Origin of the sequence: Streptomyces olivaceus (assembly GCF_000721235.1) — a bacterium.
Classification (GTDB): Bacteria; Actinomycetota; Actinomycetes; order Streptomycetales; family Streptomycetaceae; genus Streptomyces; species Streptomyces olivaceus.
Map to the genome: position 1 here is coordinate 127138 of NZ_JOFH01000010.1, position 26382 is coordinate 153519.

Annotated in this window: 33 protein-coding genes; 18 read left to right on the plus strand and 15 right to left on the minus strand. The window is 68.1% G+C overall.

Annotation, left to right across the window (positions count from 1 at the left end; genetic code table 11):
• Positions 1-2: 2 nt before the first annotated feature.
• The 9 genes from IG94_RS0113315 to IG94_RS0113355 form a co-directional block, all read right to left on the minus strand.
• Complete coding sequence (locus tag IG94_RS0113315) at positions 3-308, minus strand: hypothetical protein (RefSeq protein WP_031035038.1); 306 nt, start codon at positions 306-308, stop codon at positions 3-5.
• 83 nt (positions 309-391) lie between these two features.
• Positions 392-964 carry a hypothetical protein gene (locus IG94_RS0113320; RefSeq protein WP_224326545.1) on the minus strand — a complete coding sequence of 191 codons (573 nt, stop codon included), beginning with the start codon at positions 962-964 and terminating at the stop codon, positions 392-394.
• Positions 965-1095: 131 nt separating this feature from the next.
• The gene (locus tag IG94_RS0113325; protein WP_043483541.1) at positions 1096-2175 is read right to left on the minus strand and encodes a hypothetical protein; all 1080 of its coding nucleotides are present in this window, start codon (positions 2173-2175) and stop codon (positions 1096-1098) included.
• Positions 2172-2843 carry a hypothetical protein gene (locus IG94_RS38565; protein ID WP_031035046.1) on the minus strand — a complete coding sequence of 224 codons (672 nt, stop codon included), beginning with the start codon at positions 2841-2843 and terminating at the stop codon, positions 2172-2174. Before IG94_RS38565 ends, IG94_RS0113325 begins: the two co-directional genes overlap by 4 nt.
• Positions 2844-3667: 824 nt before the next feature.
• Positions 3668-4315, minus strand: a complete 648-nt coding sequence (locus IG94_RS0113335; protein ID WP_031035048.1) for a hypothetical protein — start codon at positions 4313-4315, stop codon at positions 3668-3670.
• Positions 4316-4376: 61 nt separating this feature from the next.
• Positions 4377-5147 carry a hypothetical protein gene (locus IG94_RS0113340; RefSeq protein WP_031035050.1) on the minus strand — a complete coding sequence of 257 codons (771 nt, stop codon included), beginning with the start codon at positions 5145-5147 and terminating at the stop codon, positions 4377-4379.
• Positions 5144-5848 (minus strand): hypothetical protein, encoded by a 705-nt coding sequence (locus IG94_RS0113345; protein ID WP_052410672.1) that lies wholly within the window; start codon positions 5846-5848, stop codon positions 5144-5146. Before IG94_RS0113345 ends, IG94_RS0113340 begins: the two co-directional genes overlap by 4 nt.
• Before the next feature lie 73 nt (positions 5849-5921).
• Positions 5922-7193 (minus strand): WXG100 family type VII secretion target, encoded by a 1272-nt coding sequence (locus tag IG94_RS0113350; RefSeq protein WP_031035054.1) that lies wholly within the window; start codon positions 7191-7193, stop codon positions 5922-5924.
• Complete coding sequence (locus IG94_RS0113355) at positions 7190-7501, minus strand: hypothetical protein (protein ID WP_031035058.1); 312 nt, start codon at positions 7499-7501, stop codon at positions 7190-7192. Before IG94_RS0113355 ends, IG94_RS0113350 begins: the two co-directional genes overlap by 4 nt.
• 239 nt (positions 7502-7740) lie before the next feature.
• Between IG94_RS0113355 and IG94_RS0113360 the strand changes: the two genes are divergently transcribed.
• Positions 7741-8334 (plus strand): hypothetical protein, encoded by a 594-nt coding sequence (locus IG94_RS0113360; protein ID WP_031035060.1) that lies wholly within the window; start codon positions 7741-7743, stop codon positions 8332-8334.
• Positions 8335-8482: 148 nt separating this feature from the next.
• Here the strand turns inward: IG94_RS0113360 and IG94_RS0113365 are convergent, their stop codons facing one another.
• Together IG94_RS0113365 and IG94_RS0113370 are read right to left on the minus strand one after the other, a co-directional pair.
• A complete protein-coding gene (locus IG94_RS0113365) occupies positions 8483-9235 on the minus strand; it encodes a hypothetical protein (protein ID WP_031035063.1) in 753 nt (250 codons plus the stop codon).
• Positions 9236-9301: 66 nt separating this feature from the next.
• Positions 9302-10264, minus strand: coding sequence for a hypothetical protein (locus IG94_RS0113370; RefSeq protein ID WP_031035066.1), 963 nt, complete (start codon positions 10262-10264; stop codon positions 9302-9304).
• 525 nt (positions 10265-10789) lie between these two features.
• On the opposite strand from IG94_RS0113370, the gene IG94_RS0113375 reads away from it, so the two are divergent.
• The 17 genes from IG94_RS0113375 (at position 10790) to IG94_RS0113455 (ending at position 23477) form a co-directional block, all read left to right on the plus strand.
• Positions 10790-11500 carry a hypothetical protein gene (locus tag IG94_RS0113375; protein ID WP_031035068.1) on the plus strand — a complete coding sequence of 237 codons (711 nt, stop codon included), beginning with the start codon at positions 10790-10792 and terminating at the stop codon, positions 11498-11500.
• 18 nt (positions 11501-11518) lie between these two features.
• Positions 11519-12496 carry a hypothetical protein gene (locus IG94_RS0113380; protein WP_031035070.1) on the plus strand — a complete coding sequence of 326 codons (978 nt, stop codon included), beginning with the start codon at positions 11519-11521 and terminating at the stop codon, positions 12494-12496.
• Complete coding sequence (locus tag IG94_RS0113385; RefSeq protein ID WP_031035072.1) at positions 12493-13800, plus strand: TadA family conjugal transfer-associated ATPase; 1308 nt, start codon at positions 12493-12495, stop codon at positions 13798-13800. The genes IG94_RS0113380 and IG94_RS0113385 overlap by 4 nt, the downstream gene beginning before the upstream one ends.
• Positions 13801-13859: 59 nt before the next feature.
• Positions 13860-14873 carry a type II secretion system F family protein gene (locus IG94_RS0113390; protein ID WP_043483564.1) on the plus strand — a complete coding sequence of 338 codons (1014 nt, stop codon included), beginning with the start codon at positions 13860-13862 and terminating at the stop codon, positions 14871-14873.
• The gene (locus IG94_RS0113395; RefSeq protein WP_031035075.1) at positions 14870-15790 is read left to right on the plus strand and encodes a type II secretion system F family protein; all 921 of its coding nucleotides are present in this window, start codon (positions 14870-14872) and stop codon (positions 15788-15790) included. The genes IG94_RS0113390 and IG94_RS0113395 overlap by 4 nt, the downstream gene beginning before the upstream one ends.
• 115 nt (positions 15791-15905) lie before the next feature.
• Positions 15906-16166 carry a hypothetical protein gene (locus IG94_RS0113400; protein ID WP_031035077.1) on the plus strand — a complete coding sequence of 87 codons (261 nt, stop codon included), beginning with the start codon at positions 15906-15908 and terminating at the stop codon, positions 16164-16166.
• A gap of 65 nt (positions 16167-16231) precedes the next feature.
• Positions 16232-16705 (plus strand): TadE family protein, encoded by a 474-nt coding sequence (locus IG94_RS0113405; protein WP_031035080.1) that lies wholly within the window; start codon positions 16232-16234, stop codon positions 16703-16705.
• Positions 16706-17137, plus strand: coding sequence for a TadE/TadG family type IV pilus assembly protein (locus IG94_RS0113410; protein ID WP_031035082.1), 432 nt, complete (start codon positions 16706-16708; stop codon positions 17135-17137). It abuts the gene before it with no gap.
• Between the two features lie 29 nt (positions 17138-17166).
• A complete protein-coding gene (locus tag IG94_RS0113415) occupies positions 17167-17649 on the plus strand; it encodes a TadE/TadG family type IV pilus assembly protein (protein WP_031035084.1) in 483 nt (160 codons plus the stop codon).
• A gap of 57 nt (positions 17650-17706) precedes the next feature.
• Positions 17707-18372: a hypothetical protein gene (locus IG94_RS0113420; protein ID WP_031035087.1), complete on the plus strand. Its 666-nt coding sequence runs from the start codon at positions 17707-17709 to the stop codon at positions 18370-18372.
• Positions 18321-19415 carry a hypothetical protein gene (locus IG94_RS0113425; RefSeq protein ID WP_224326547.1) on the plus strand — a complete coding sequence of 365 codons (1095 nt, stop codon included), beginning with the start codon at positions 18321-18323 and terminating at the stop codon, positions 19413-19415. Before IG94_RS0113420 ends, IG94_RS0113425 begins: the two co-directional genes overlap by 52 nt.
• Before the next feature lie 18 nt (positions 19416-19433).
• On the plus strand, positions 19434-19754 hold the full coding sequence (locus tag IG94_RS0113430; protein WP_031035092.1) for a hypothetical protein: 321 nt from the start codon (positions 19434-19436) through the stop codon (positions 19752-19754).
• A complete protein-coding gene (locus IG94_RS39660; protein WP_052410673.1) occupies positions 19751-21088 on the plus strand; it encodes a hypothetical protein in 1338 nt (445 codons plus the stop codon). The genes IG94_RS0113430 and IG94_RS39660 overlap by 4 nt, the downstream gene beginning before the upstream one ends.
• Before the next feature lie 20 nt (positions 21089-21108).
• Positions 21109-21723 carry a hypothetical protein gene (locus tag IG94_RS0113440; RefSeq protein WP_031035096.1) on the plus strand — a complete coding sequence of 205 codons (615 nt, stop codon included), beginning with the start codon at positions 21109-21111 and terminating at the stop codon, positions 21721-21723.
• A complete protein-coding gene (locus IG94_RS0113445; protein ID WP_052410674.1) occupies positions 21720-22355 on the plus strand; it encodes a hypothetical protein in 636 nt (211 codons plus the stop codon). Before IG94_RS0113440 ends, IG94_RS0113445 begins: the two co-directional genes overlap by 4 nt.
• Positions 22343-22882 (plus strand): hypothetical protein, encoded by a 540-nt coding sequence (locus IG94_RS0113450; protein WP_031035101.1) that lies wholly within the window; start codon positions 22343-22345, stop codon positions 22880-22882. The genes IG94_RS0113445 and IG94_RS0113450 overlap by 13 nt, the downstream gene beginning before the upstream one ends.
• Before the next feature lies 1 nt (position 22883).
• Positions 22884-23477, plus strand: a complete 594-nt coding sequence (locus tag IG94_RS0113455) for a hypothetical protein (RefSeq protein ID WP_031035103.1) — start codon at positions 22884-22886, stop codon at positions 23475-23477.
• 9 nt (positions 23478-23486) lie between these two features.
• On the opposite strand, the gene IG94_RS0113460 is transcribed toward IG94_RS0113455, so the two are convergent.
• The 4 genes from IG94_RS0113460 to IG94_RS0113475 form a co-directional block, all read right to left on the minus strand.
• Positions 23487-23831, minus strand: a complete 345-nt coding sequence (locus tag IG94_RS0113460) for a hypothetical protein (RefSeq protein ID WP_031035105.1) — start codon at positions 23829-23831, stop codon at positions 23487-23489.
• Positions 23832-23859: 28 nt separating this feature from the next.
• Positions 23860-24486: a hypothetical protein gene (locus IG94_RS0113465; protein WP_031035107.1), complete on the minus strand. Its 627-nt coding sequence runs from the start codon at positions 24484-24486 to the stop codon at positions 23860-23862.
• 28 nt (positions 24487-24514) lie between these two features.
• Positions 24515-24769 carry a hypothetical protein gene (locus IG94_RS0113470; protein ID WP_224222171.1) on the minus strand — a complete coding sequence of 85 codons (255 nt, stop codon included), beginning with the start codon at positions 24767-24769 and terminating at the stop codon, positions 24515-24517.
• Between the two features lie 68 nt (positions 24770-24837).
• Positions 24838-26349 (minus strand): putative T7SS-secreted protein, encoded by a 1512-nt coding sequence (locus tag IG94_RS0113475; RefSeq protein WP_224222172.1) that lies wholly within the window; start codon positions 26347-26349, stop codon positions 24838-24840.
• Between the last annotated feature and the right edge of the window lie 33 nt (positions 26350-26382).

Genomic DNA, 26382 nt, shown 5'->3' on the forward strand with positions numbered 1-26382 from the left:
GTCTACTTGCCCTTCTTCGCCTTGGCGGCCTTCAGGGACTCGGCCAGCTCCAGGTCGAGTTTGCCGAACGTGTCGCCGATGTGGTTGATCATCTTCACGGCACCGTGCGTGTGCTTGCCCAGCTGCTTGACGCCGTAGCCCCACTCGTCGGCGAAGTCCTGCACGTCCTCGACCAGCCCGGGTTCTCCGACGGCCGAGGCGTCGGCGCCGCGCAGCGTTCGGCGCGTCGATTCCATACGGTCGCTGATGGAGGAGAACGTCTCCTTCAGGTGCTGGAAGATGGTGTCGTCGAGTGTCAGGTCGCTCATGCGGCGTACCGGGTCCCTCCGGGCGATGGGGCAAGCTCGCTGACCGTATCGATCAGTTGTCGGCTTTCGCCAGCGCGAACGAGTCAAGAATGGCTACCGGTCCCGATGACGTCGGCATCGGAGCGGGACAGCCGCATCAGGTGCATGTGGATCTCGCTGCGCTCCTCGTCGGTGACGACGGTCAGCCACGACCCGTCGTGAAACAGAACGCGGAGTCTGTCACTGCGGTGGACGCCGAGGAGGGGATCCTCGACCCGGGCATCCGCCCCGGCTATCTCGGCAACCACCACCATGCGCTCGGTCTGCCGCACGGAGACCCGTTTGGGAGGAGCCGCCAGCACGATGCGGTCCGGTGTCAGCACGAGCAGGCGCCTGGGATGCGACGAGTGCCCGTACCAATGCAGCAGGAACTGCCCGGCCGCCGCCGTCCAGTCCCCGTCGAAGAGTTGGTCCAGGGCATGAGCGGAGACGGCCTCCCGCTGCTCCTTGGCGTCATGGGCCCGGGCGCGGGCCCTGTCCCGCTCCTTGGAACTCAGGCACCACTCCGCCAGGTCCTCCAGTGAAGCGAGCAGTGTCAGGACCGCCATGACGGGCCAGAGGACGACCGTCACAACCACGCCCAGCATGCCGAGCGGCCTGATGAACGCCGGCCGCAAGGGTGCACCGCCCGCGACCTGGACGAGGTCTGCGGGCGGTCGCGGGATTCTGGTGATCCGGCACCAAGCGGCGCAGTCGGCTTCAAGTCCGAGACGTGTACTCGCGGTTCTTGCGAGTCGTGCGCGTCTCATCAGCGATTGACCGCCTGGATCTCCTGGACGGTGACCGCCTGCGTGGTGCCGAACGTCCCGTCGGGCAGGTCGCCGCCCGCGCCGCCGGTGCCGGTCCAGGCGATGTCCCAGGTGATGGTGGCCTGGAGGTCGAAGGTGCCGTTGCCGGAGGAGCGGAGGTACTTGATGCCGCAGGGCGGGGCCTGATCGGCCTTGCCCTTGGCGTAGGGCTCGCCGATGGAACCGTCGGCGTTGATCGTGCACTCGCCGGACGCCGGGTAGGTCTCGGCGTCGTCGGTGCCCGGCTTCAGTTGGAGGGCCACCGGCTTGGCGGTCGTCGTGGCCTGGAGGGCGAAGCCGGGGGCGTTGATCGCCGCGGTGGCCTGGACCTCGTGGAAGTCGGCCTTGTCGAGCCAGCTCCAGGTCGGCAGGTTCACCTTCGTGGTCCCGTCGGGAGCGAGGGTGACCTCGGTGTCGGGGAGTTCCATGTGCTGGTAGGCGAGGGCGGCGAGCATCTCCGGGTCGATGGCCTGCTCGAACTGGGGCGGCGGGGCCTCGCCGTTGTCGACCCAGAAAGGCAGCTCGCTGCAGGAACCGCGTTTGAGGATGTCGGGCTCGTTCGGATTCTCGACGCCGGCCCAGAACATCCCCTCGCCGTCCTTGTCGACGTTGTAGTCCTTGTAGCCGGGGTGGTCCTCCCAGCCGAACTCGTCCTCGTAGTGCTGCTTCGTCTGGCCGATCGCGGAGCTGGCGGTACCCGTCGCGGTGCCTGCGGCTTCCTCGATGTCCGCCGACATCTTCTTCTTGAAGTCCTTGGCGCCGAGGTAGGGGGCGTACCAGCAGGGCGGAGGTTCCCAGTTGACGTCGGCGGACGTCACGTTCCCCGTGCCGCCGTTCGGGGCGACGGATCCGGAGTACTCGATGCGGACGGCGGCGTGGATGCCGGTCTTGTCGCTGCCGGCTGTCTGCTCCGTGCCGGCACCCTCATCGTTGCCCGTACGCTCCGCTGAGTGGGCTGGCGCCGCTAGAGAAGCGACGGCGACGGCAAACGCCAGGGCGGCAGATGCTCTGCCGAGTGCCGTCCGCTGCGACGAGTTCACTGGCACTTCTCCGCCTTTGTCTCGACGAACACCTTGGAGGCCTGCCACAGGTCCTCAGTCGTGGGGTACTTGATCATGATGATCTTGAAGAAGTCGAAGTCCGCGATGCTGGGCTCGCTCTTCAGGACCTTCCCGGTCTTGACCTCTTTGCCGTAGAACTTGCTGGAGTCCACGCAGAATGCAACTTCGACAGAGTTGCCGTTCGACGCTGACCGCGTGGCCAGCTGGTAGTGACGCCGGGTGCCCGTTGCGGTCCAGCCGTCGTCGACCCTGCTGTCGATCTGAGTCTTTGCGTACTTCAGCCCACCGTCTGTGGCATATGTGGCCACGGCGGGTTCCTTGGACGTGCGCCTGTCGACACCCCGGTAGATGGCCCGGAGGAAGTTGGCGGCATCGTCCATGGCCGCCGCCTCGTTCTTGTCCGTCGGCTTGTCCCAGTCGAAGACCAGGTTCATGTCCTTGGGGAGGGACAGGTCCACGCCGTCCGAGTTTCCCTCCGTCGGGGTTCCGGAGGACGCCGCCGACTCCTTCGGTGTCTCCGATCCCTGGTCGGCGCCCGCGATCTTGTCGTTGTCGCTGGACTTGTCGTCTCCGCCCCCGCAGGCCGTCAGCAGCAAGGCTGCTGATGCGGCGAGCGCGGCGGCAACGGGCAAAGAGCGGCGCTTCACAGTGAACTCCCCGTGAGACAGCAGTGAGGTATGGCCTACTGACGGTATCCGTGGGGTTCCGCAATTGGCCAGGGAGGGTTACGCCAGGAACCGTGTGATGCAAGGCCCCTGGGTGCGGGTTGGTCGTGTCCTTGTGTCCTGATCGTGCCTGAACGCGCGGCAGCCCCGGACGCGTTGGGTGTCGCGTCCGGGGCTGTGCAGTGGGGGGTGCAGCCAGTGGTTACTGGGAGGCGCGGCGGCACCTCGGGCACGTGCACGGCGGGTACGCCGACGAGTGGGGGATTGGTCCGTTGGGGGCCGCCGGCGTGGACCCCGACCTGGCGGTCGACATCGGCCGCGATCCCGTCCGCGTCGACCTTGTTAACGCGGAGAGTGAGGTGGGAGCGGTGGCGGGCGGCGGAGTCGAGGATGTCCAAGGGGTCCGTCGTCGGCGGGTAGTGCGGGACGCACTCGGGGCACGCGTAGACGTTGAAGCCTGGGCCGGTGGCGGCGTGAACCTCGTGGACCAGGACTGGCTCGTCCGTCGTTCGCTGGCAGCGGGCGCACATCCGCACGGTGGGGCGGGTCACCGGTTGGCCGCCGATGCTGATGGGTCGTGGAAGGGCTTCTGGGCCCGGGCTGCCGGGGGTTGCCGTGGTCTGGCTGCAAGCGAGGGTGATCTCGGTGTCGGGAAGTTCACTGCCGTCCTTGGCGACGTTGCAGTCCTTGTACTCGGAGTGGTCATGCCGACCGGACTGCGTCCCGCAATGACGCCCACAGGTCTACCGGCATCTTCTTCCAAGTCCTTGGCGTCGATGTAGGTGGCCTAACAGCAGGGCGGCTGGTCACTGGCTGACAGGAGGATTCCGCGGTGGCGGCGGAACAGGTCGGCCACCTGATGCACCGGGCCGTTGTGCGTCGGCGCGCCGGTTCCCACGCACGCCAAGTACGGCCGCGCTCAGCGAACACGCAGTGAAGGCGATGTTCGCGCCGGCCGCTGCCCAGAGCCACCTGGCGACGTGCGGTGCGCTCCAACTGGGCGGTACTCGTCCTTCGGGGTCGTGGAACACGCGAATCCGGTCCCCGGGCCGCGCGCCACGGCAGCCACCGACCGGGCCCGCGACGATCGCGCCATCGCTCCGGCGCAGCTCACAGGTCGAGTTGACTCTGGTCCGTGCCTTGGACGTCACGACCACGTCGATCCACTCACCATGCTGCTGCAGGGCCCGGTCCTGGACCAGGAACAGACCGAGGACGAAGAGAACCGCCGTAGAGAGGAGGAACATCAGGGTCAGCGCGATCCGCTGTCCGGTGTGCACCGCGATGAGCCAGAGCAGCACGAGCGCCACCGCCAGGCCGGGAAGCACGAGCCAACGGCCGACGAGTCCGCAGAGCATGGCGCCGTCGAGGGCGGCCAGGACGGTCACTCCCGCGTAGAAACGTGGGGCGGAGTGGCGCAGTTCCAGGCGGTCGAGCCACGCGGGGCCTGCCATCACTGCGTCCCTTTCTCGCGGTCGCGGCTCTGCCCGCGAAGACGCACGGGGCGGCCGTTGCCTACCACCGGGAAGGGGCGCTGGGCCAGGACTTCTCCTCCGAGACTCTCGCCCGGGCCTCTCGCAGTGCCCACGCATAGTGCCGCAGGCCCTTGCCCACGCCCCACAGACCGAGGGCGGCGAACGCAGAGCCTCCGCCCGCCACACCGATCTGAAGGCAGAAACCGCCGTCCTTCCGGTCGAGGTCTCCCGTCAGGGCAACGAGCACCAGAACGACACCCATCATGAGTGGAGCGACGGGGGCCATCATCCACATGAGCGACTTACCGGAGAGGAACACGAGGTACCGGCGCCCGTCGAGTGGAACGGTGTTCTTCCAGGGCTGCCCCGCACGCATCAGGTCCCACGTCGAGGCGAGAGGCTGCTGAACGTTTCCGGGAGGGAGCGAGCGGGCCGGGGCGAGGCGGTCGAGCCTCGTCCACGCCTCAAGCAGTCGCTGTGCGGCGCTGCCCCGCCGCACCACCCGCACGAACACCGCAGCGGCCACTGCCGCCGCCAGAGACGATACGGCCATGAGCAGGACGACGACGAGCAGGTCCGCCCCCTTGGGATCGTCCAGACCGAGGTACCAGCCCAGCCCCGCCCAAGCGACGAGCCAGCTGCCCGCGACCACCGCTGTGGCCAGCCCGGCCCACAGCATGTTCCGTAGCGCCATACTGCGCCGGGCCAGGACGTCCGTGGCCGCGGCCCTGGAGCTTAGAAGCCCGGCGCGGTCGTACCAGCTCAGCGTCCGGGGGTCCGGGGGAAGGTCGGGCGGGTTCCCGGCATTCATGACGATGCACCGTCCTCTGTGGGTTCCGGGTCTTCGAGAAAGGTCGACTTCCCGGCGATGAGGGCCACGACGCTCGCCATGGAAAGCACCTGCTCGGCGTCCAGGCAGGTACCCACGACCATGAGACCGCGCCCGCCACCGGGAGGGCAGGCGAGGCAGACGGCGAGTCCCAGCTTCGCCAGCGGCCGGGTCGAGCCGGCCGTCTGCGGCTCCGGAAAGAGTTCCGTCCTGTTGACCGATATCAGTTCCGGCTGGGAGATGACCCCCATGCCGATCCCCATCTCGGTGGGGAAGGACTCGGTGTAGACCTGCCGCCCCCGCAGTTCCTGTCCGAAATGACGCGCGAGCACCTCGCCGAGGTCGACGTCTTGATGGACCGTGGACACCTCGACGACCCCGGCACTGATCTGCCACACAGCCCTACCGTATTCACCTTCCGGCACAGCTACGACGCCGTGGGCGATCACACCCTGAGAGAGAAGAACTTGGCGCCAGGCCATCAGCGCGTCGGCGTAGGCCTGACGTGGTCCGGCTGCCTTGTGCGGATAACTCCGGTTGATCACGTCAACGCAGCGGGTGTGTGCGGCCTCCTCGTCGTCGCCGTCGGCGAGAAGGTCGAACCAGTCGGTCGGTGCGTACAGCAGGACGGAACCGAGCGGGTCCCGCAGCGCTGAGGCTTCAAGAGGTCGGGAGACAGGCATGTCAGGCCGTTCTGAACGTACGGTCGGTGGGCGCACGGGTCGCGGCCGTCGGGCCGGCCACGTCCGTTCGCAGTTATTTCTTGTCCCTGAGGGGCTCGGGTGTCAGGGCCTCGGGCCACACGTCCTCGCCAGGACCCTTCGTCTGGTCACCCGGGATGGCGTACTTGCCGACGTCCCACATCAGCTGAGCTCCTCCGCCAGGGCCGAGAGCGGCGGTGTTGGCGCCCCAGTTGGCGCCGAACTGGGCGACCTTCAGTCCGAACTCGGCTCCTTCCAGCACGTGGCCGGGCTGCGTGAGAACTCCGCGGAAGAAGCCGTATGGGGAGGCTCCGGCCAACTTTCCCAGCTGACTGCCGGCTTTGTAGGCACCGAAGCCGAATGCCAGCGCTGCGGCGTCGGCGACTACTGTCGGATCTGTCAGCGCGTCGATGAAACTTCCTGACTTACCCACCTTTTCCAGGTAGTGAGACCCAAGGGCAACGGCTCCGAGGATCAATGCCGGTGCAGCCAGGAACTGGAGTCCGGGGACAAGTGACATCAGGCCAAGGACGGTGCTGGCGAAACCGGCGACGTTGCCGATGAACTCGAAGACCCAGGCGTATTCCTTGAGGAAGTCCTTGAGGTCGTCGAGGATCGCCTCACCCAGTTCTGCGGCCATCTCCGCGAACTTCGCAATGGCTTCGCCGATCTTGTCCCAGATTCCGGGCTCGTTGGGCGCGATGTCCATCGCGTGCTTGAGACGGTCGGCGATCGCCCCGCCTTCCTCGATGTAACGTTCCCGCAGTCGTTCGGCCCGGCCGCGTATCTCCTCCAGGTCGGCGTTGGCCGCATGCAGCGACTTCTCCTTGCCGCTGCGCTTCTCCTCCTGCCGCTCCCGCTTCGCCTTCTCCTCGTGCGTCTGGGCGCCCAGCCGCTCGCCGAACCCGGGCTTGGACGGCATGCCGTCCAGTTCGCGCTGGATGCCGGCCGCCTTGGCCTTGGCGTCCTGCGCCTCGCTCTCCAGCTTCTCCGCGTACGCCTGGTGCTCGCGCATGTACCGCACCCAGTCGTCCAGGGCCCGCCCGGCATCGGTGAAGGAGTCACGTGCGTCGTTGACCTTGGGCCGGAAGTCGTCTTGGAACTGTTCACGGAACGCCTCGGCGGCCTTGCCCTTCCACTCCCCGCGGCCGGTGCCGTTGAGGACCTGGGCTATATCGCCGAGCGTCTTTCCCGTCCTGACCACGATCTCCGCGACGCGTGCGGCATCCGCCCGCTTGCCGGGGCAGGGGCAGAACCCGATTGCAGGGAAGCGGGCGTCGGCGGCGGGGTCCGGACGCAGCCAGCCGGGCTGGGAGTAGTCCGTCACCGCTGCCCGCCCTTACCGGACCGGGCTTTCTCCAGCTCCCGCGCGAACTCCTCGTCCGTCTCCTCGAAGGTCTTCTTGATCTGCCCCAGCGCCTTCGCCGCAGACTTCGAGAACTTCGACATCTGCTTGATCCCGTACGACCACTCGTCACCGAAGTCATCCATGCGCTGCGCCAACTTGAACACACCCATCGCCGCGCCGTCGACCTCTTCCATCTCACGGCACGGCGCCGCCATCACCTCATGGATGTCGTGGATGTCCTTCTGCGTCTGCTCCAGCATCTCGAAGTCTATGTACAGGTCACCCATGACTCCCCCGTTCCTGCTGCGACTGCTGCTTCACATGTACGCACCAACGCTATACAGAAAGTGAACGGGGCACTTGAGCGGGGGTGAAGGCCACCATCGCGCCGCACACGATCACTGCGAGGGGTGTGTGAGTGGTGCCGGCTGCACCACGAGCCGATGCGACGCGGTACCGCAAGGCAAGGCACCTCGGGCGTCACGATGGGACTTCGCCCTCGTACGAGCCGAAGGAAGAGATGGCCATGGACGAACGGCACCTGCTGAACGAACTGATGAAGGCGGTCGCTGAAGAAGCGCACGAGTTCGTGGTCAGGCCGCACATCCCCGGTTTGAAGAAGTTCGCGGCCTTCGCATATGTTGCTGAACGCTTCGGATATCGCTACATGGGACACGCCCCGGGCGGTGTGGCACTGAACAACCCCTACTTCCTGTTCCTACGCACACCTGATGCTCGGGAGGGGGCTGCCCTGCTTACGCTCAGCTCAGAGGCATCCAACCGCAAGCTACTGCCGGGCATGCGGCCGGGTCTTGGTCTCACCCCGGACAAGGAAGCCCGGCCACAAGTGCAGATTCTCTACTCACAGATGGTCGTCGATGCTGGCGGGCGATACAACGCGCGTGTTCTGAGTAACATTCTCATTCTGCCGATCGTTATGGCGATCTTCCTCATCTTCCCCGGGTACACAACGAAGAGCGTATCCATCGCAGCGGGAATTTGGTTCGCCTTCTTCCTCTGCTATCTCGTCGGTCTCGGTGTGACCCGACGAAGGCGGACCAAGCACCTCGCACTTCTCTCCGCAGCGGGCGTGGAGTGGCCGCCGCGGATCGATGCGTGAGGTACTCAAGGCCCGCGAAGATCAGCCGTTCTTCTAATCCGTAGTCCCACGAGTCGGCACTTCGTCGGAGAAGAACCTCAGGAGCGACATGTGCAGACCTCTGGTAAGTGCGTACCGGCGGCTGGAAGCCGGCTTCGGATTCGCAGCGCTACCCCAGCTTCCCGTTCTGCGCCTTCACCACCGTGGGTGAGAGTTTCACGTCGCTCGGCCTGTTGCTGGCCATCGCCAGCCCGTCGACCGAGAAGTAGACGGCGAGGACGTCACCGCTGCGGACGACCTCGCCGTGCAGAACGTGCTTCACGTCGCGGAAGGTGATCGTGGACTTGAAGCCCAGCGACTCGTCCCCGGCCGGCGTGACCTTCTCCGGTGTCACGGAGTCGTACGGGCTCTCGTCGCCGTTCGCCTCGGCCGTGAAGCCGCTCCCGCACGCGTCCACGGCCTTGCGGGCGTCGGCAAAGGCGGACCGCGCGTCCCCGGAGGCGTGGGCGGACAGAGTGACGTACGTGTAGGTGATGCCCTTGGTCAGCGCTGTCTCGGCGTCCGTCTGCCCCGAGGCCACCCGAGTGAGGGAGGCTTGTGGGTCGCCGAGCGGCAGTTGATTCATGGCGTAGGCGAGGGGCGCGCAGACAGGCTTGTCGACCGTCACCTCGTCCGACGACTTCGCGAAGATGTATTCGTCCTGCGTCTCTTGAACACGGAAGCCGTCGGTGTCCGACGTCGTGATGATGGTGTCGGCCAGGCGCTTCCCAGGAGACGCGGTCCTCTCCGTCGAGGCCGTCGCGTTGGCCTTCGGCTTGTCTGCAGCCGGGTCCGAGTCCGAGCTGCCGCCGCAGGCGGTGAGTGCGGTGAGGGACAACAGGGACAGGGTGGTGGTGACGACTGCCGTGGCGGGGCGGTTCACGAGTACTCCGTTGCTTCGAGGGCTTGGGTGCTTCGAGGATCTGTCCTGCGCCGCGCGCCTTTGAGGTCAGTCGCCGTCGACCAGTTCGCGCAGTTGCGGGGAGAGCTCCGGTACGTGTGCGCCCGCCGCCTGTGCCGCTTCCAGCGACTTGACGTACTTCAGGGCCTCTTCCCGCAGCTGATTCTTCTCGTGGCCCTGGCGACTGCCCGCGAGCCACACGAGGATGGCCACGGGGACGAGGAGGAGGGCGGCGTATCCGACCGGGGAGCCGGTGGAATAGGCCCAGGCGGTGCCGATCAGGCCCGCGAAGACGAGGAGCCAGCCCGTCTCGTCGTGCCAGCCGCCTACGTCTGCCAGGTGCTCGTATTCCGTGACGGCTGGGGGCTTCGGCGGCACGGGTGCGGGCGCGGAGGTCGCGGGCGATGCGCGTATAGCGGCCTGCGGTGCCGGTCCTCCCTCATCGGCGGTGCCCTCGTGGTCAGGAGAGGAAGAGGACGCCGCCGCCTGAGCGGTGGCCGGTGGAACGGGCGGATGTGCCGGGACGGGGGTGGCCCCCTTCCCGCCGCCGGTCGGAGACCGGCCCTCCAGCCACGCCGGCACGTGCGTCAGCCGGATTCCGTGGGCACGGGCGATGCCCAGTGTCTCGCGGTAGCCGACGAGCGCCGGGTGGGTCAGCTCCCGTTTCCAGCGGACGCGTACGAGTGCGAGGGCAGCGACGGCGACTACGAGCAGGGGCCCAGCCGGGGCGTACACCAGTACCGGTTTGCCCGCGAACGCAGGGAGGATCGGGGCGAGGAACGGCCAGATGACACCCACCGTGAGCGTCGAGCCGCCCAGCCAGACGAGTGGGCCGCGCTGCGTCGCCTCCACTGCCCGCCGCCGCTCCGCCAGCAGCGCCGTCACCGCCGTGTCGTCGCTGTAGTCGACGCCGTGGCGGGTGCCGACGGTGCGTACGGCCGCCAGGGCTCTCGGGTCGGCCGACAACGCGGCCCCGCTCACCGGAAGTAGGTCCACCGTTGCCGCCCCCATGCTCTCTCCGTACTCGCCCCGTCACTGATCCGAGCGAAGATCATGGCATGGGGGCGACGTTCTCCCGTGAGTGAATCGTGCAGGACCCATGGGCGCAGCGTGATGAAGTGCACGCGGGTGGTGTCCGGGGCTGGTCGTCTGGGATTCGCGCCAGCACAGTGGGAGTGGCTGGTCGGTGGGCCGTGCTCAAGGGGGTTCTGTGGATGCGAAGTTGCAGATGGGTAGCGGTGGACGGGGTGCGTGGGCGGGGGTGGGTATGCCTTGAGGGGCTTATGTGGGGCTGATACGGTGCGATGGCTTGACACTCGCCTTACTGCTGGTTGTTCGCCCAGGTCCGGCGGGTGTGTCAGCGGATGTCCCGGGACGTCATCGGTCGGGTGAGTGCGGGGCAAGTGTCCGGAAATGCAGATGTGATAGCGCGTTCTGTGTGCTGGGCGCGCTCCGGCAGTTGATGGCAGTCGATGTCCGCGTCAGGGCATGTCGGAACATGGCAGACAATTTCTTGGGTGTACGGGGAGCGGTTGCGTGAAGATCCAGGAGCGTACGGGGGCGGGCGCGGGACGTTCCGCATCTCCGGCTCAGCCACCGGTCGGTGACCGGCTTCCCAGCCCTCCTCGCGAGCGCAAACCCGCGCTGGCCGCGCTGGCGGTGCTGCTGATCCTGGTGGGTGCGCTGGGCGCCACGATGCTGGTGCTGCGGGCCGGCGACCGGGTGGAGGTCGTCAAGGTGACGGCGGACATCCAGGCCGGCGAGTCCGTCGGCAACAAGGTCACCTCCGTCATGGTGGCCGCCGACGACAGCATCAACTACATCGAGTGGTCGCAGCTCGGAGCCCTGAAGAAGCTCAAGGCCAAGTCCACGATCTACACGAACACGGTCGTCATGGGGCAGATGTTCGCCGCGCAGGAGCAGATCCCCGAGGGTAAGGCGTCCGTCGGCGTCGCCCTGAAGGAGGGGCAGTACCCGGCAGGCGTGAAGTCCGGCGACATCGTCGCCGCCTACCGCGTCGGCTCCAGCAGCTCCGGCGACTCCGCCGACAAGGACACGTCGTCCTCCGCCTCCGGCGGCGCGATCGTCCCCGACGCCCGCGTGAACGGCGTGGCGGACGACGGCGACTCCACCGTGAGCACCGGCAACAAGTCGTTCACGCTCCTGGTGGACGAGGCCGACGCTGCGGCCCTCGCCTCGGCGGCCGCCGCCGGCGAGGTCGCCATCGTGCGCGTTCCCGGCAACTAGAAGGCGACCGAAGAAGCCATGGCCCTCATCGCCCTCGCCGCCGACAAGGGTTCCCCCGGCGTCACCACCGCGGCCGTCGCCCTCGCGGCGGTCTGGCCGCGCCGCGTCCTGCTCGCCGAGACCGACCCGGCCGGCGGCGACCTGGTGTACCGGTCCGCCGCAGCGCACGGCGGTCCGCTGAACCCGAACACCGGCATGCTGTCGATCGCCGCCACCGCGCGCCGCGGCCTCGTACCCGACCAGCTCTGGGACCACGTACAGCCGCTCAGCGGCGGCCTGGAGGTACTGGTCGGGCTCGGGATCTCCGAGCAGGCCGCCGGTCTCGCGGGGCTGTGGCCCACCCTCGGCCGGGCCTTCGCCTCCCTCGCCGACTCTCCGAACGCGCCCGCCGACGTCATAGCCGACTGCGGCCGCGTCAGCGGCGACACCCCGGCCGCGGAGCTGTTCCCGCACGCCGCGCTGGTCCTCCTGCTCTCCCGTACCGAGCCCGAGGCCATCGCCCGCGTGCGCGACCGCGCCGCCGCGCTCTCCAACAAGCTGCACGGCGGAACCAACCCTTCGGTGCGTCCCGGCGTGCCCGGCGCGCCGCTGATCGGCGTCGTCCTGGTGGCCGACACGAACAACGCCGCCAAGCTCTCCGGCCAGGTCAACGACATGCTGGTGCACGCCCAGACCGGCGCCCGCGTGGTCGGCACGATCGCCGACGACCCCGCCGGTGCCGAGCAGTTGGCCGGGCGCCGGCGCGGGCGGCTGGAGAAGTCGCTGCTCATCCGGTCGGCCCGCAAGGTCGCCTCCGACCTGTACCAGCAGTTCGGCGCCGCCTGGTCCGTGCCCCACACGGGGCCCGCCGGGCACCCCGGTCCCGCCGCCGGACCCGCCGGCCCCACCGGCCCCGTCGGGCACCACGGACAGCCCGGCTACCCCGGGCCCGCCACCGGCCACCCCGGACCCGCCGGCACCGCCGGTCCCGGAGGCCACGCGGGGGCCGGTCGATGAGTGCCGTCGACCACTCGCTGGTCAAGCGGTTCCGGCAGGACGCCGGTGACCGCATCTCCGAGCAGCGCCGCCAGGACCAGGTCGCCGGTGTCACACCGATGTCGACCGAGGACGAACGGCACTACGCCCGTGCCGTCATCGCGCAGATACTGGAGGAGTACGCCCGCGCCGAGATCAACGCCGGGCGTACGCCGCTGGACGCGGAGACGGAGGAGGCGTACGCCGCCGCCGTGCACGCCGCGCTGTTCGGCGTCGGGCGGCTGCAGCCGCTCCTCGACGACCCCGAGGTCGAGAACATCGACATCAACGGCTGCGACCACGTCTTCGTCGGGTACGCCGACGGGCGTGAGACGCGCGGTGAGCCGGTCGCCGAGACCGACGAGGAGCTCATCGAGCTGATCCAGATCCTCGGCGCCTACTCGGGCCTCTCCTCACGCCCCTTCGACTCCGCCAACCCCCAGCTCGACCTCAGGCTGCCGGACGGTTCGCGTCTGTCGGCGGTCATGGACGTCACCCGGCGCCCCGCGCTCTCCATCCGCCGCGCCCGCCTGGGCAAGGTCTTCATCTCCGACCTCGTCGGCAACGGCACCCTCACCCCCGAGCTGGGCCACTTCCTGGCCTGCGCGGTCCGGGCCCGCAAGAACGTCATGATCGCCGGTGCCACCAACGCCGGCAAGACGACGCTGCTGCGCGCCCTCGCCAACGAGATCCCGCCGGGCGAGCGGCTGATCACGGTCGAGCGGGCGCTGGAGCTCGGGCTCGACACCTTCCCCGAACTCCACCCCAACGTCGTGGCGTTCGAGGAGCGGCTGCCCAACTCCGAGGGCCAGGGCACCATCAGCATGGCGGAACTGGTCCGCCGTTCCCTCCGTATGAACCCCTCCCGCGTCATCGTCGGCGAGGTCCTCGGCGACGAGATCGTGACCATGCTCAACGCGATGTCGCAGGGCAACGACGGCTCGCTCTCCACGATCCACGCCAACAGCTCGCACGAGGTTTTCAACCGCATCTCCACGTACGCCCTCCAGGCCACGGAGCGGCTGCCGATCGAGGCCAGCCAGATGTTGGTGGCCGGCGCCGTGAACTTCGTCGTCTTCGTGCAGCGGCGCAACGACTTCCAGAGCGGCGGCCGCCTCCAGCGCATGGTCACCTCGGTCCGCGAGGTCAACGGCGTCGACGGCCGCGTGCTGTCCAGCGAGGTCTTCGCCGAGACGCCCGACGGCCAGGTCGTGCCGCACGCCCCCATCGCCTGCCTGGAGGAACTCATCGCCTACGGCTACCGGCCCAACGGAACCTGGGGGTGAGGGACGTGACGACGCAGACCACGCACGTGCCGCTCGCGGCGCTGGACTCGCTCGGCTCCATGGGGGGCCTGTTCTCCACCACGGTTCTGTACGCCCTCGGCTGCGGTGTCGCCGTCGGCGGCGGCCTCGCCCTGCTCCTGGTCGCCGTACGCGGACTGCCCGCCAAGCCCGAGCACGAGAAGCGGCAGACGAGCGAGCGCGTCAACGAGCTGATCCGCTGGGCGGGCCGGCGCGGTTCCGCCGCCGCCATCGTCGGGCTCGTCGTCCTGCTCCTGACCCGCTGGGCGGTGCTCGGCATCGCGGCCGGCGTCCTCGTTTTCTTCTGGGACCGCCTCTTCGGCGGAGCCTCCGAGGAGCGCGCCGCCATGAAGCGGGTGGAGGCCCTCGCCTCCTGGACGGAGTCCCTGCGCGACACCATCGCGGGCGCGGTCGGCCTGGAGCAGGCCATCCCCGCCTCGGCCCGCGCCGCCGCCCCGGTGCTGCGCCCGCACCTGGACGCCCTGGTCGACCGGCTGCGCTCGCGCACGCCGCTGCCCGAGGCGCTCCAGCACCTCGCCGACGAGATCGACGACGCGTCCGCCGACATCATCGTCGCCGCGCTCATCCTCAACGCCCGGCTGCGCGGCCCCGGTCTGCGCCAGGTGCTGGGCGCGCTCGCCAAGTCGGCGCGCGAGGAGGTCGACATGCGCCAGCGCGTGATGGCGCAGCGCGCCTCGACGCGCCGGTCCGTGCAGATCGTCGTGGCGGTGTCGGTGCTGTTCGTCCTCGGCCTGTCCATCTTCAACCGCGACTTCGTCGAGCCGTACGGCTCACCCGTCGGCCAGCTCGTCCTGGCCTGCGTCTGCGGGCTGTTCGCGCTCGGCTTCTGGTGGCTCCGCAAGCTGTCCACCATCGAGACGCCGGAGCGCTTCCTGGTCCGGGACGGCACCGACGTCCAGTTCGTGCGCCCGCGTACGCCGGGGCAGGCGGCCGGCCCGGGGGGCGTCTCCGGTCACCCGGGTCAGCCCGTACAGCGCCTGCCGCAACCGTCCCAGCAGCCGCCGGCGTCTGGGAACGAGGGGGTACGTCGATGAACCTGACCATGCCGGTCCTGGTGGGCGCCGTCATCGGCCTGGGCATCTACGCCCTGGTCCGCGCCCTGATGCCGAGCAGACGCAGCTCCATCCAGCAGGTCGCCCGCATCGACGCGATGCGGGCGCGCGGGGCGGCGTACGAGTCGTCGCGGGTGGCGCAGGACGCCGGCCGCCTCGGTTCGCTGCGCGCCCAGGTCGGCGCGCGCGTCGCCGAGCTGTACCTGCAGCAGGGCTGGGAGCAGCGCTCGCTGCGCGCGGACCTCGCGGTGCTGGACCGCAGCTGGGAGAAGTTCCTGGCGACGAAGGCGCTCCTTGCGGTGGGCGGGCTGTTCTTCGGCCCGTTCCTGTTCGCGATCGTATGGCAGCTGGGCTTCGGCGACAGCCCGATCATCCCGGTCTGGCTGGCCCTGCTCTGCGCCGCGCTGTTCTTCTTCCTCCCCGACCTGGAGGTACGCCGGGACGCCGCCGACAAGCGCCGCGACCTGCGGCGCGTCATCGGGGCGTACCTGGACCTGGTCTCCATGAGCCTGGCCGGCGGCCGCGGTCTGCCCGAGGCCCTGATGGCGGCGGCGGAGGTGTCGGACGGCTGGGCCACCCACCGCATCCGCAACGCCCTGGCCGACGCGCGCATCACCGGCACCAGCCAGTGGCAGGCGCTCGGGCAGCTCGGTGAGGAACTGGGCGTGGAGGAACTCAAGGACCTCTCCGCCTCGCTCGCCCTGGTGGCGGACGACGGCGCCAAGGTCCGCGAGTCGCTCGCCTCCCGCGCCGAGACCATGCGCCACCGCGAACTGGCCGACATCGAGGGCAGCGCGGGGGAGAAGTCGCAGTCGATGCTCGTGGCGCAGCTCCTGCTGTGCGCCGGATTCCTGGTGTTCCTGATCTACCCGGCGGCGATGCGGGTGTTCCAGGTGTGACGCGGCTTCCCGCGCTGTCCGCGCTTCGCTCCATTCGGTTAGCAGATCCGAGCCGCTCCACTCCCAGAACTTGCACGATTCGCCCCACAACTGACACGAGAGGACAGAACCCGCCATGAACGGACGGAACTTCCGCACCGGCACCACGGGCATCGTGCCCGTCGACTTCCTGATCACCTTCCTGCGGGCCCGCGTGGACCGCGCCCGCTCCGGCGAACTGGACCGCGGCGCCTCCGCGGTCGAGTGGGTCATCATCTCCGCGGTCGTCGTCGCGATCGTCGGCGTCGTGGCCGCCATCATCAACGCCGCGCTCAGCGACGGTGCCAACAAGGTCGGCGACTGCATCAAGGGCGCGGACGCGGGCAAGACCTGCTGACCAGCCGCGACACGCGAAACGGGGCTGACGGGGACGATGACGTGAGGGAACCGACGGGGACGGGGATGCCGGCCGCTGTGCGCGGCGTCCTCGGACGGGTGCGCCGAAGAGTGGACGCGGCACGCGAGGCGGCGGCCACCCGCGGCGACGACTCCGGCATGACCGCGATCGAGTTCGTGCTGCTCACGCCGGTCCTGTTCTTCATGATCTTCGCAACGGTGCAGTTCGGTCTGTACTTCTTCGCCGACCACGTGGCCCAGGCCGCGGCCCAGGCGGGCGCACGCAAGGCCCGCGCGACGGCCGACGCCCAGCCCGGCGGCTGGCGGGGCGAGGCCAACGACGTGGTCGACAGCTACATCCGCCAGCTCGGCCCGCAGCTGGTCCTGTCCCCGGACGTGAAGACGCTCCAGCCGCAGCAGGACACGGTCGGCGTCGAGATCACGGCCCGGATCCCGACGGTCTTCCCGGGCCTGGACCTCACGGTGCACGCCCAGTCGATGGGCCCCGTGGAGCGCTTCGTGCCGGAGGGGCAGAACTAGATGAACGCAGCCCCTGCCGACCGGCGTCGGCGGCGCACCGGTGACGACGCGGGCCTGTCCACCATCGAGGTGGTCATCCTGGCCCCCGTGATGATCCTCTTCATCCTCGTCCTGGTGGCCTTCGGCCAACTCGTCGACGGCCGCGGCGCACTCGACGGCGCGGCCAGGGACGCGGCACGCGCGGGCTCGATCCAGAAGAACCACGGCACGGCGATCGCGGAGGCGCGGAGGGCCGCGGAGGCCGACCTCACGGACGTCTGCTCCGGCCCGGTCTCGGTCGTCCAGAAGAGCGCCGGCTTCGAACCGGACACCCTCTTCACCGTCGAGGTGAGCTGCGAGGTGCGCGGCCTGGCCACGATCGGCCTCGACATCCCCACCACCCTGTCGGCGACCTTCAGCTCCCCGCTGGACCCGTACCGGAGGACGGCGTGAGAACCCCCGTACCCGTCGAGAGAACGGTCGTGGCCGACGTACGGAGGCTCGTACCCGAGTGGTGCGCGCGCCCGCTCGCCCGCCGGCGCGCGCACCTGGACGACCGCGGCTCGGGCGCCGGCGCGGTCATCATCTTCGCCCTGGTCTTCCTCTCCCTCTCGGCCTTCGTCATCGACGGCGGCATGTCCATCTCCAAGCGCGAGCGCGCCGCGGACATCGCCGAACAGGCCGCCCGCTACGCCGCCCAGGACATAGACCGCGAGGCCCTCTACGACGACGTGGGCGGCCCCGCCCCCATCAACTACGAGAACTGCGACGCCCGGGTCAAGGCCTTCGCCGCCGAGATGGACATGACCGGCGCGGACATCGCCGCGACCCACTGCGTCGCGGCCGACGCGGCCCAGGTGGAGGTCGAGGTCCAGCTCACGTACTCCCCGGTCTTCACCGGCATGTTCTACGGCGGCGACGTGGTCGTCCACGGCCAGGCGCTGGCGGAGAACGAGGTGGGCTGACCGACCGCTGGCCACCCCTTCTCCGTACCTCTCTAACCAAAGGAGGCAACACCCCTCATGCGCACCCGCACCCGTACCGGCACGACCACCACCGTGGCCGCCGCCCTGACGACTGCGGTGGCCCTGCTGCTCTCAGGCTGCGGCGGCTCCGACTCCGACGACTCGGGCAAGGATCAGATCGCCGGCGCGGACACGGGGGCTTCAACGTCTGCACCTTCGACGCCTAGCAAGGACACGGTCGAGCGACCTGAGATCAAGCTACCCGAGGACATCGAGAACGTGTTCGAGGGCAGTCCGACCGGCGATGCGAAGAAGGACGCCGTTCTGGCGGACAACGAAAGGCGCGTCAATTCGATCGATGAGGCGATCGTCGTCGATGCGGAGAAGCACCCGGCGCTGGAGTTCTACTCCAAGGGGGACGCCCTCGCATCGGCCGCGACGTACATCAAGTCCTTCTACGACAACGACCGCAGCTTTACCGGCAAGACCCGCTACTACGACCGCGAGGTCACGTTGGCGAAGGACGGGTCGGCGACGGTCACCTACTGCGTGGATGGGACGGACACCTACCCCAAGGACCGCAAGACCGGCAAGGCGGACCGCTCGGTCAAGGCGTCCCCCAGCGACTACGTGTTCTACAACTCCCGCCTGGAGAAGAGTGCCGAAGGCGTGTGGCAGACCACGAGCGTGTCCTCGACCAAGGCGGCGAAGAGGTGCATGTGATGCGCCCCGCGATCCCGAAGCGTCTGTTCCTCGTCCCCGCCCTTGCCCTCATCCTGAGCGCTGTGCCGTCCGCTGTCGTAGCCGGTGGTGGCCGTGATGCGGGCGCTGGTACGGAGGGGAACGCCGAAGGTTCCGCCCGCGACGGTGTGATCAGGGCAAAGACCAAGGTCACAACAAGCGTGAACGGCGTCTCTCGGGGGACAGGCACGCTCACGGCTCAGAACAGCAGCTGGACGCCTCCTGCCTGCTGGTACGAGCCCGCCTTTTCGCCCAAGGAGATCGAGACCACGGTCAAGGCGTGGCGAAGCATAGACGGCGTGCCGTTCCTCGGCGGCGTCGGGAAGCTGGTCGGCGACTCGCTGGACGCGTACTACAAGGACGGGGAGCCGTACGAGGACTACAACGTTGACAAGCAGGGTGAAGGAATGTTCTGGGCGGCGGTGAAGAACCCGAACCGTCACGATGATCCCGAGGCCAATGCCTGCGACAAACAGCCGTTCTGGGTGAACGAAGGGGATGTACCGGAGGAGCCGCTCGCTGTGTCTCCGCGGATTCTCGCCGAATACGCCTACGACGAACTCCCCGTGCCCGGGACCGAGATCGAGATGAAACCGGCCGGTGCGACGAAGGTGAATCTGCCCACCTGGGTCTGGCTGGACAAGGCGACGTTCAAGAAGATCTCGGTGACTGCCAGTCTCCCCGGCACCGGCCTCTCGGCGACCACCTCCGCCGAACCGGTCTCCCTTCATCTCGACCCGGGCACGGGCGACGCCCGGACGTACCCTGCCTCCGGCGACTGCGAGATCAACGCCGACGGCAGCATCGGCCAGCCGTACGCGCAGGGCAAGGCCAACGACACCCCGCCCTGCGGAATCACCTACCTGCGCGCCTCCGGCTCCGACCGGCCGTATGCCATGCAGGCCACCGTCACCTGGCAGATCACCTGGACAAGCACCACGGGCGAGGGCGGCGACCTCCCGGACGGCACGTTCGGAGTGACACGGGACGTCGCGGTCCAGGAGATCCAGTCGGTGAACCGCTGAGAGAAGGGGGAGAAAGCCGTGAGCGATCAGCAGGCGGACATCGACCGAATAGCCGAGTGCGCGCGGGAGCTGGGCAAGATCCACCGCACGTTCACCAAGGGCGCCGACCCGGCTTCGGGCTTGGGAGTATCCGTACTCGGTAGCGAAAAGGTGATCGATGCCCTGTCGTCCTTCGGCAGTAACTGGAAGATCCACCGGGAGAAGCTCGCCGAAGAGGTGAACGCGCTGGCCGGGATCACTTCCGCCGCGGCAGAGGCGTACGAAACGATCGACAGTGAGCTGGCGAAGGCCCTCCGCGAGGTGGATGCCAGGCATGGTGGGAAGCGGGGGAGGAAGTGAGCGCCCGCCCGGCACCACACCGCTGGGAAGTTCTGGGCGAGCCGTCCGATCCGGTGCCGGGTGATCCGTACGAGGTGGCTGCGCTCGGCAAGAAGCTTCGTAAGACGGCGGAATCGATCCAGAAGCAGGCCGACAGCATCAAAGCACTGTCCAGTGTCGAGAACTGGAAGAGCAAGGCCGCCACAGAGTTTCGCGAGGCGGCTGAGGGTGCGGAGGGCAGGCTGCGGAAAGCCTTCAAGCGCTATGACGCGGCAGCTGACGCCCTGGGCACCGAAGTCCGCGAAGGTGTGTGCAGCACGGAGTACGCCTCAGAGTTGCACCGGGCGCAGCAGGCGGCAGACAAGGCGCTTACGGAGGCCGAGGGTGCGGACTCGGACAGACAGAGCGCGGAGAAGGCCCTCGAAGGTGACCTCCCGGACAAGGACAAGGGCCGGAAAGAGGACGACAAAGAAGCCGCAGAGGGAGCAGTACGGGCAGCCAAGCGCGCCCTTGAGGGGGCCAAGGCCGTTCGTGACGGCGCCGCGAGGGCCGCAGCCGAGGCCATCGAGTACGCGATCGACAACGACGGGTTGAAAGACGGCTTCTGGGACAAGTTCAAGGAAGTCGTCAACGAAATCTCCAACTGGGCGGGGCAGATAGCTTCATGGCTGGGAGTGGCAGCTCTGTTGCTTTCCTGGGTCCCAATCCTCGGCCAGGTGCTGGCGGTGCTGGCGACTGTGGTCACGGTGGTCTCCCTGCTCTCCAACATCACCAAACTCGCCATGGGGGAGGGGAGCTGGGCTGACGTGGCGCTCGATGTCGTCGGGCTCGCGACGGTGGGCGTCGGCCGGGCCGCAGCTCTGGGGGCCAAGGCGGGTATCAACGGGACCAAGGCATTGGCCCACTCCCGGCTGTTCCAGCAGGGTGTCAAGGCCGCCGCCAAGGCGGGAGCCCGCTACCCGGCCCGTGCGGCGCTTCAGTTCGCCAACAAGAAGGCGCCCGGGGCCGTGCTCGGACCGGGTAAACAGGCTCTGATCGATGCCATCCCCAAGAAGGGGTGGCCGGGGCTGAAGAACATCAAGGACGGCTTCAGCCCGGCCGGTATGGGCAAGGACTTGGCCGGCGTCCTCAAGGGAGGCTTCAAGGTCGACGCGCGTTCGCTCGGCGACGCCAACGTCGTCGAAAGTCTCAAGGGGCTGAAGGACCTCGGGAGCGTGGGCCTTCAGAATCCGGCGATCCGGTCGGCCATGCTGAACACCGCGGGGCAGTCCGCGGTGTGGGCCGGCTCGACGGCCACCAGCATGGCCGCAGGGCCTGGAAACGTCTGGGGACACTGGTATGACGACCTCAAGTAGACGACGCCGAAAGTAGTGACATGACCGATATCGCAGTGGAGATCGAGCTGCCACCCGACTGGGTCGAGCTGCCGCTGTCGCCCACCGCCGATGTGGACTCCTGGTCCGTGACGGAGGCGGAACGGATCGCTCAGCGGTTTGCCGCAGAAGGCGAGGAGGCCAGTCCCGAAGCGCTCGCCCGGGACCTCAGAGAGCGTGCGGAGGACAGCCGCGAACGAGAGCCGCAGTTCGCCCTGGCCCTGTTCCTGAGCGGATTCAGCGCGTCGGTCGGCTGGCTCGAGACCGAGGTGTGGAAGCCGAGCGAGGCGATGCCCGAACTGTCCTTGGAACAGCTCGTACAGGCATTGTCGTACGACCACTTCGGTGAGCCGGACCTGCGGGAGGTACAGACCTTGGCCGGCCCCGGTGTTCGCATTCGTCAAAATATTCGCGGGGAGCGGCTACTTCGGCTCGGGCCAAGGCGCGTGTTGCAGACGCTGACCTATGCCATCCGGCCGGAGGCGACGGACCGGGCCGTGGTGATGCGGGTGTCCTGGCGTTCGGCAGCACTGGACGAGCCGATGCAGACCATGGCCGATCGCGCCGCGGAGACGCTCACGGTGACGGCGGCGCCCGGGCGGGAGGGCACCGAATGAGCGCCGACCTGACACCCGACGACGGGTCGCGTGCCGCCCCGCCGGGCCCTGCGGAACCACCCAGCGACTACTCCCTGACGCTGCCAGAGGGATGGTTCAGGATCCCGCTGAGCCCCGAGGAACTGGACGCTTCCGTCGATGCACTGGTCGAGCGGCAGTTCGAGGGTGTGGACGATGCTCCGCATCTCAAGCGGCAGATCCGGCGTGACCTGGTGAAGCGTGGCAGGAAGTCCTTCCGTAACGGCGGTATCGAGTTCTACGTGAGCTTGGAGATGGGTGGCCCTCTCCCGATCCCGGCGTCCCTTGTCGTGACCCTTGTCCCACCGGGACAGGACGCACTTGTCCCGAGGGACCTGGCGGTGAGCCTCGCCGCTTCCGGGCCTCTTGGACGGGAGGTGAGCATCATGGAGCGGCTGACGGGCGACATCGTCCGTACTCGCGTGCGCACAGAACCGGAACCGGACGACGCCATGGGTAACACGTTGCCGGTCACCTCTGCCGACTACTACCTGCGGGTTCCCCGTTCTCCGGCGATCCTGCTCCTGTCCTTCTCCACACCGCTCGACCCGATCGCCGAGACCATGGTGGAACTCTTCGACGCGATCGCCGGCTCGCTGACATGGCGCGAGTAGCGGAGCCGGCGGAGTCGGAGCGGTTCGCCGTACGCCTCCTCTGGCTGCTGGCCGGGTCCTGCGTCGCCTGGGTCGTAGGCATCGTCCTGGTGGCGGCGCTGCTGCAGGACGTCATGATCTCCTGGGCCCGAGGGTGGCCCGGAGGCGCGTACGGGTTCCTGCTCAGCATGGCGGTCCTGGCGCCGACCGGCTTGGCCGGCATCGCGCTAGCGTGGAACTGGCGGATGCATGGCGCGGGTCCGCTGAGGTGGGCGTGCGCAGCCGCTTTCGCTGCCGTAGTGGCGGGTTCCACGGTGATCCCCCTGCTGGCCGCAGCTCCGAGGGGACGCGACGACTCGGGGGCGACCCCGGAGTTCCAGACGTGGGTGACCGCCGCCGCCCCCGGGGCGTTCTGGTGGGCGCTGGCAGTGTCGTTCGTGACCATCATCGGCTGGTCCTTCGTCGTTGCCAAGGCGGCCAAGCCGGGAAAACCGACAACCTCTGTGCGAAGAACCACAGTTCGCCGACCTGGACGGAGTGACTACTGACATGACCGCCGACGACCTGTCGAACCTCGGCCTGGAGTGCTCGGAGGACTGGGTCCCCTTCCCCGTCGCCGGAACACTCGACCTCGACTACTGGGCCAAGCACCAGGCAGGGGAACTGGTCGAGCGGTACGCACGCGACGGGGAGAAGGGCAACGCCCGCCTCCTCGCCCGCGACCTCAAACGCGCCGCGGCCGACAGCCGTACCCGCGAACCCCTGGGCGCCTTCGGCTGGTACCTCAGCGGCCACCAGACGGTGGCGGCCGTCCTCGAACTCGACGCGATCCACCCGGACGCCACGTTCCCGGAGGTCACCCTCCCGCTCCTCACCGAGCACATGACGGCGAGGGACTTCGGCGAACCCGACGTCCGCGAGGTCCGCCTCCCCCTGGGCGACGCGGTCCGCATCCGCCAGAACCTCATCGAGGAGAGGAAACGCCTCCTCGGCCCCCGCCCGGTCGTCCACACCCTCTTCTACGCCGTCCGCCCCGCGACGACGGACGCGGCCATCACCCTCCTGGTCTCCTGGACCGAACCGGTCCTGGACGAGCCCCTGGAGAACATCGTGGACACCATCGCGGAGACGCTGCACCTGTGACGACGGAAGTTACTTCTCGCTGCCGCCCTTGCCGCCCTTGCCGCCCCGCTTGTCCTCGGTCTTCACGGCGTCGTTGATCTTCTTGGTCAGCTCGTCCTCGAGCTTCTTGAACTCCCGGACGACGGCGTCCGACATGTCGCCGAGCGCGTCGAGCTGCTGGCCGATGTCCTCGCGGCCGTCCTCCCAGTTGGACTCGAAGTCGCTGAGGGCGTCGTTGACGCTGCCGTCGCCGATGTCGTCCTTGTACGACTCGAAGAGCTTCTTGGTGTGGTTCAGCCGCGTCTTGAGCGACCGCAGCCGGCGCCCGTAGTCCTCCATCTCGGTCAACGGCAGTGCGAGGTCGCTCTTGCCCATGGCCGAAGTCCTCTCTGCGGGGTCAGGGTCAGACGAAACGGAACGTGCCGGTCACAGCGTCGAAGATGTCGTGGAACGCCTCGGCGAGATCCAGCACCGGGCTGGCTCCGGAGACGAGCACGACCTGGTCGGTGGTTCCCGGTACGGGGACGTACGTCTGCGTCAGCACCATACGAAGGGTACGACGGTCGCCCGGCGCGACGGGCACGTCTTCCACGCCGTACGTCCGCGCGGCCGGGCCCACTTCGGGGATGTCGACGGTCGTCACCTTGCGCCAGGCGTCCCCTTCACGCCGAGCGGTGACCGTCCGCAAGCTGTCGGCGATGGCCCGAGGGTCGGTGGACAGGGCGACACCCTGCTGGTTCTTGGCACCGAGGACGGACACGGTGACGGTGGCGGAGAGCGGGACGCCTTCGAAGTTCTCCGCCATGCAACCCAGGTAGAGGGCCCCGGAGTCGTGGGCGTCCCTGGCCATCTTGCGGAGCATGGCAGTCAGGTCGGAACGGTACGGGGCGAGTTCCGGTGTCTCGTTGACGCGCTCGTCCACGAGGTCACGGATCGTCGCTTCCCGTCCTTCGGGACGGATTTCGAACTCCCACCATGAATCGGGAACAGTGAGGGAGAATCCGGCGGGCGATACATCCGTTGAGGTCATGGCTGCTCTTTTGCTGTCACAGTGGCGGTCAGGCGAAGAATTTCCTGATGTCGGTCGGCGCCTTCCCTTGCTTCTTCCACTGGGTGCCGAGATGAGCTGCCAGCAACCTGAAGTCTTCCACTCCGAGCGAGGTCGGACTGCTCGAGCTCTTGTCTGTCACCTCGACATTTCCGCTCAGGAGCGACATGCGCATGCTGTCCGAAGTCTCCCCGCCGCGATCTGAGAGGTAAACAGTCTCGGAGTCTTCTTCCAGCAGCAGAAAAGCCTCCAACGTGCCGTCCACAAGCGCATGGTAGTGATGTGGAGAGTTCCCATTGGAAATCAGTTTCAGTCGAAAAGAGTGAGCCATCATCATTCCTCTGCGGTGACCGGCCGCCCGTGACCGTCACGGGCGGCAGCAGCTTGATCCCAAGTGTAGCCAGCGTCGATCGTGGCCTTGTGAGCCGTGCTGTAACTCTGACTTCCGGTGGTCCTCATGTGGTTTGATTCGTGTAGTTCATGTCGCAGAAGGTCAATATCAGCCGAGTGTGGACTTCCGTTATTCAATCTCTGCCAAGCTTCAGCGATGCGTGGGTTGGCATCGAATCGCGCCATGTAGGCGTCACCATAGCTGTCGAGAAGGTGCTCCTCGTGAAAGAGATGGTTCTTGATCTGCTCGATCTCTGACCGGGAGAACCCGTGATCGGCAGTATTCCTGGCGACATTGTCGATGTCGTCCGACGAACGGATGACGTCGTATGCCTCATCTGCCCAATCGGTGACGAAGTCCACGTCGCCACGTACGCGGCGGAGTGCTCCTCCTGTTTGTAGCAGACGGTCAACCTGTCTGAGTCTCGCGGCACCTTCGCGTATTCCGCGGAGAGTTTGCGCCACACTTTTAAGACCGCCGCCGATGCCCTTCATGAACCCGGCCCCCAGGGAGCGCAGGCCCCCCGCTTTCCACAGCTTGCCGAGCTTGGCGAGGCTGGTGAAGCCCTTGGTGGCGGGGATGCAGTCCAGGGCGGCCCATAAGAGGTCGCCCCAGCCGGCCTCTCCCTTGATGACCTTTCTTATCGTGTCGGCCATCACGACGAGCGCCGCCGCGAAGACGAGCCAGCCGAGCGGGCCGCCGACGATCATCACGATGATGCCGACGATGGTCACGACCCACTTGCAGACGGTGACGATCTCGTCCCAGTGGTCGGAGACCCAGTCGCCGATCTCCTCCCACCAGTGCCGGTTCGGGATTCCGGCGTCGGAGGCTTCCTGAAGCTTGGTCACTGTCCGGCGGGCCGCCTCCTGGCGCAGGCCCTTCGCCTGGCCGGCGAGCTTCTTGGCCGCGTCCAGGGCACTCTGCGCGCTCTCGACGTTCCGCTCGGCCGCCGCCTGACGGGCCTTCGCGTGCTGGGCGTCGCGGGTGGCGCGGCGGACGTCGGCCTCGGCGGGCTTGGGTACGTCCTTGCCGCCGTTCTTGGCGGGGTCGTACGAGTCCGTCTTCTCGGTCGCCCTGCGGACCCAGTCGTCGGCGCCGGTCAGCGCGGTCTGGGCGGTGGTGAGTTCCTCACGGGCCTTGCGGCCGTCGCGCAGCGCCTTGTCGGCCTTCTCCTGGGCGTCCTGGAGGTCGGGCCAGAAGGTGGCGAGCGCGTCGCCCGCCAGGCCGTACGACTTCTTCAGCTTGCGCAACTGCTTGGGGGCGTCCTCGAACTCGTCGGCGAACACCTCCGCCGTCTTGCCCGCCCAGGAGAGGATCTCGTCCTCCTTGGCGATCCCTTTGAGATCGCGCAGGGCGTCGGACACGTCGTCGGCGAAGTCGTGCAGAGTTCCGGCGAGTTTGCGAATACGGCCGGGGTCGCCCGGAGTCGGATCGTTGTCCAGGTCGAGCACGTGCCAATCCGTCGGCCTGTACGACACCGTGTC

What these genes read in the sequence shown, in the direction of transcription:
- IG94_RS0113420 (WP_031035087.1), top strand. Translation starts at nt 17,707, where the DNA reads ATGCGCACCCGCACCCGTACCGGCACGACCACCACCGTGGCCGCCGCC.
- IG94_RS0113465 (WP_031035107.1), bottom strand. Translation starts at nt 24,486, where the DNA reads ATGACCTCAACGGATGTATCGCCCGCCGGATTCTCCCTCACTGTTCCC.
- IG94_RS0113345 (WP_052410672.1), bottom strand. Translation starts at nt 5,848, where the DNA reads ATGCCTGTCTCCCGACCTCTTGAAGCCTCAGCGCTGCGGGACCCGCTC.
- IG94_RS0113460 (WP_031035105.1), bottom strand. Translation starts at nt 23,831, where the DNA reads ATGGGCAAGAGCGACCTCGCACTGCCGTTGACCGAGATGGAGGACTAC.
- IG94_RS0113340 (WP_031035050.1), bottom strand. Translation starts at nt 5,147, where the DNA reads ATGAATGCCGGGAACCCGCCCGACCTTCCCCCGGACCCCCGGACGCTG.
- IG94_RS0113360 (WP_031035060.1), top strand. Translation starts at nt 7,741, where the DNA reads ATGGACGAACGGCACCTGCTGAACGAACTGATGAAGGCGGTCGCTGAA.
- IG94_RS0113315 (WP_031035038.1), bottom strand. Translation starts at nt 308, where the DNA reads ATGAGCGACCTGACACTCGACGACACCATCTTCCAGCACCTGAAGGAG.
- IG94_RS0113335 (WP_031035048.1), bottom strand. Translation starts at nt 4,315, where the DNA reads ATGGCAGGCCCCGCGTGGCTCGACCGCCTGGAACTGCGCCACTCCGCC.
- IG94_RS0113440 (WP_031035096.1), top strand. Translation starts at nt 21,109, where the DNA reads ATGACCGATATCGCAGTGGAGATCGAGCTGCCACCCGACTGGGTCGAG.
- IG94_RS0113450 (WP_031035101.1), top strand. Translation starts at nt 22,343, where the DNA reads ATGGCGCGAGTAGCGGAGCCGGCGGAGTCGGAGCGGTTCGCCGTACGC.
- IG94_RS0113395 (WP_031035075.1), top strand. Translation starts at nt 14,870, where the DNA reads ATGAACCTGACCATGCCGGTCCTGGTGGGCGCCGTCATCGGCCTGGGC.
- IG94_RS0113390 (WP_043483564.1), top strand. Translation starts at nt 13,860, where the DNA reads ATGGGGGGCCTGTTCTCCACCACGGTTCTGTACGCCCTCGGCTGCGGT.
- IG94_RS0113385 (WP_031035072.1), top strand. Translation starts at nt 12,493, where the DNA reads ATGAGTGCCGTCGACCACTCGCTGGTCAAGCGGTTCCGGCAGGACGCC.
- IG94_RS0113400 (WP_031035077.1), top strand. Translation starts at nt 15,906, where the DNA reads ATGAACGGACGGAACTTCCGCACCGGCACCACGGGCATCGTGCCCGTC.
- IG94_RS0113370 (WP_031035066.1), bottom strand. Translation starts at nt 10,264, where the DNA reads ATGGGGGCGGCAACGGTGGACCTACTTCCGGTGAGCGGGGCCGCGTTG.
- IG94_RS0113355 (WP_031035058.1), bottom strand. Translation starts at nt 7,501, where the DNA reads ATGGGTGACCTGTACATAGACTTCGAGATGCTGGAGCAGACGCAGAAG.
- IG94_RS0113380 (WP_031035070.1), top strand. Translation starts at nt 11,519, where the DNA reads ATGGCCCTCATCGCCCTCGCCGCCGACAAGGGTTCCCCCGGCGTCACC.
- IG94_RS0113405 (WP_031035080.1), top strand. Translation starts at nt 16,232, where the DNA reads ATGCCGGCCGCTGTGCGCGGCGTCCTCGGACGGGTGCGCCGAAGAGTG.
- IG94_RS0113455 (WP_031035103.1), top strand. Translation starts at nt 22,884, where the DNA reads ATGACCGCCGACGACCTGTCGAACCTCGGCCTGGAGTGCTCGGAGGAC.
- IG94_RS0113445 (WP_052410674.1), top strand. Translation starts at nt 21,720, where the DNA reads ATGAGCGCCGACCTGACACCCGACGACGGGTCGCGTGCCGCCCCGCCG.
- IG94_RS0113410 (WP_031035082.1), top strand. Translation starts at nt 16,706, where the DNA reads ATGAACGCAGCCCCTGCCGACCGGCGTCGGCGGCGCACCGGTGACGAC.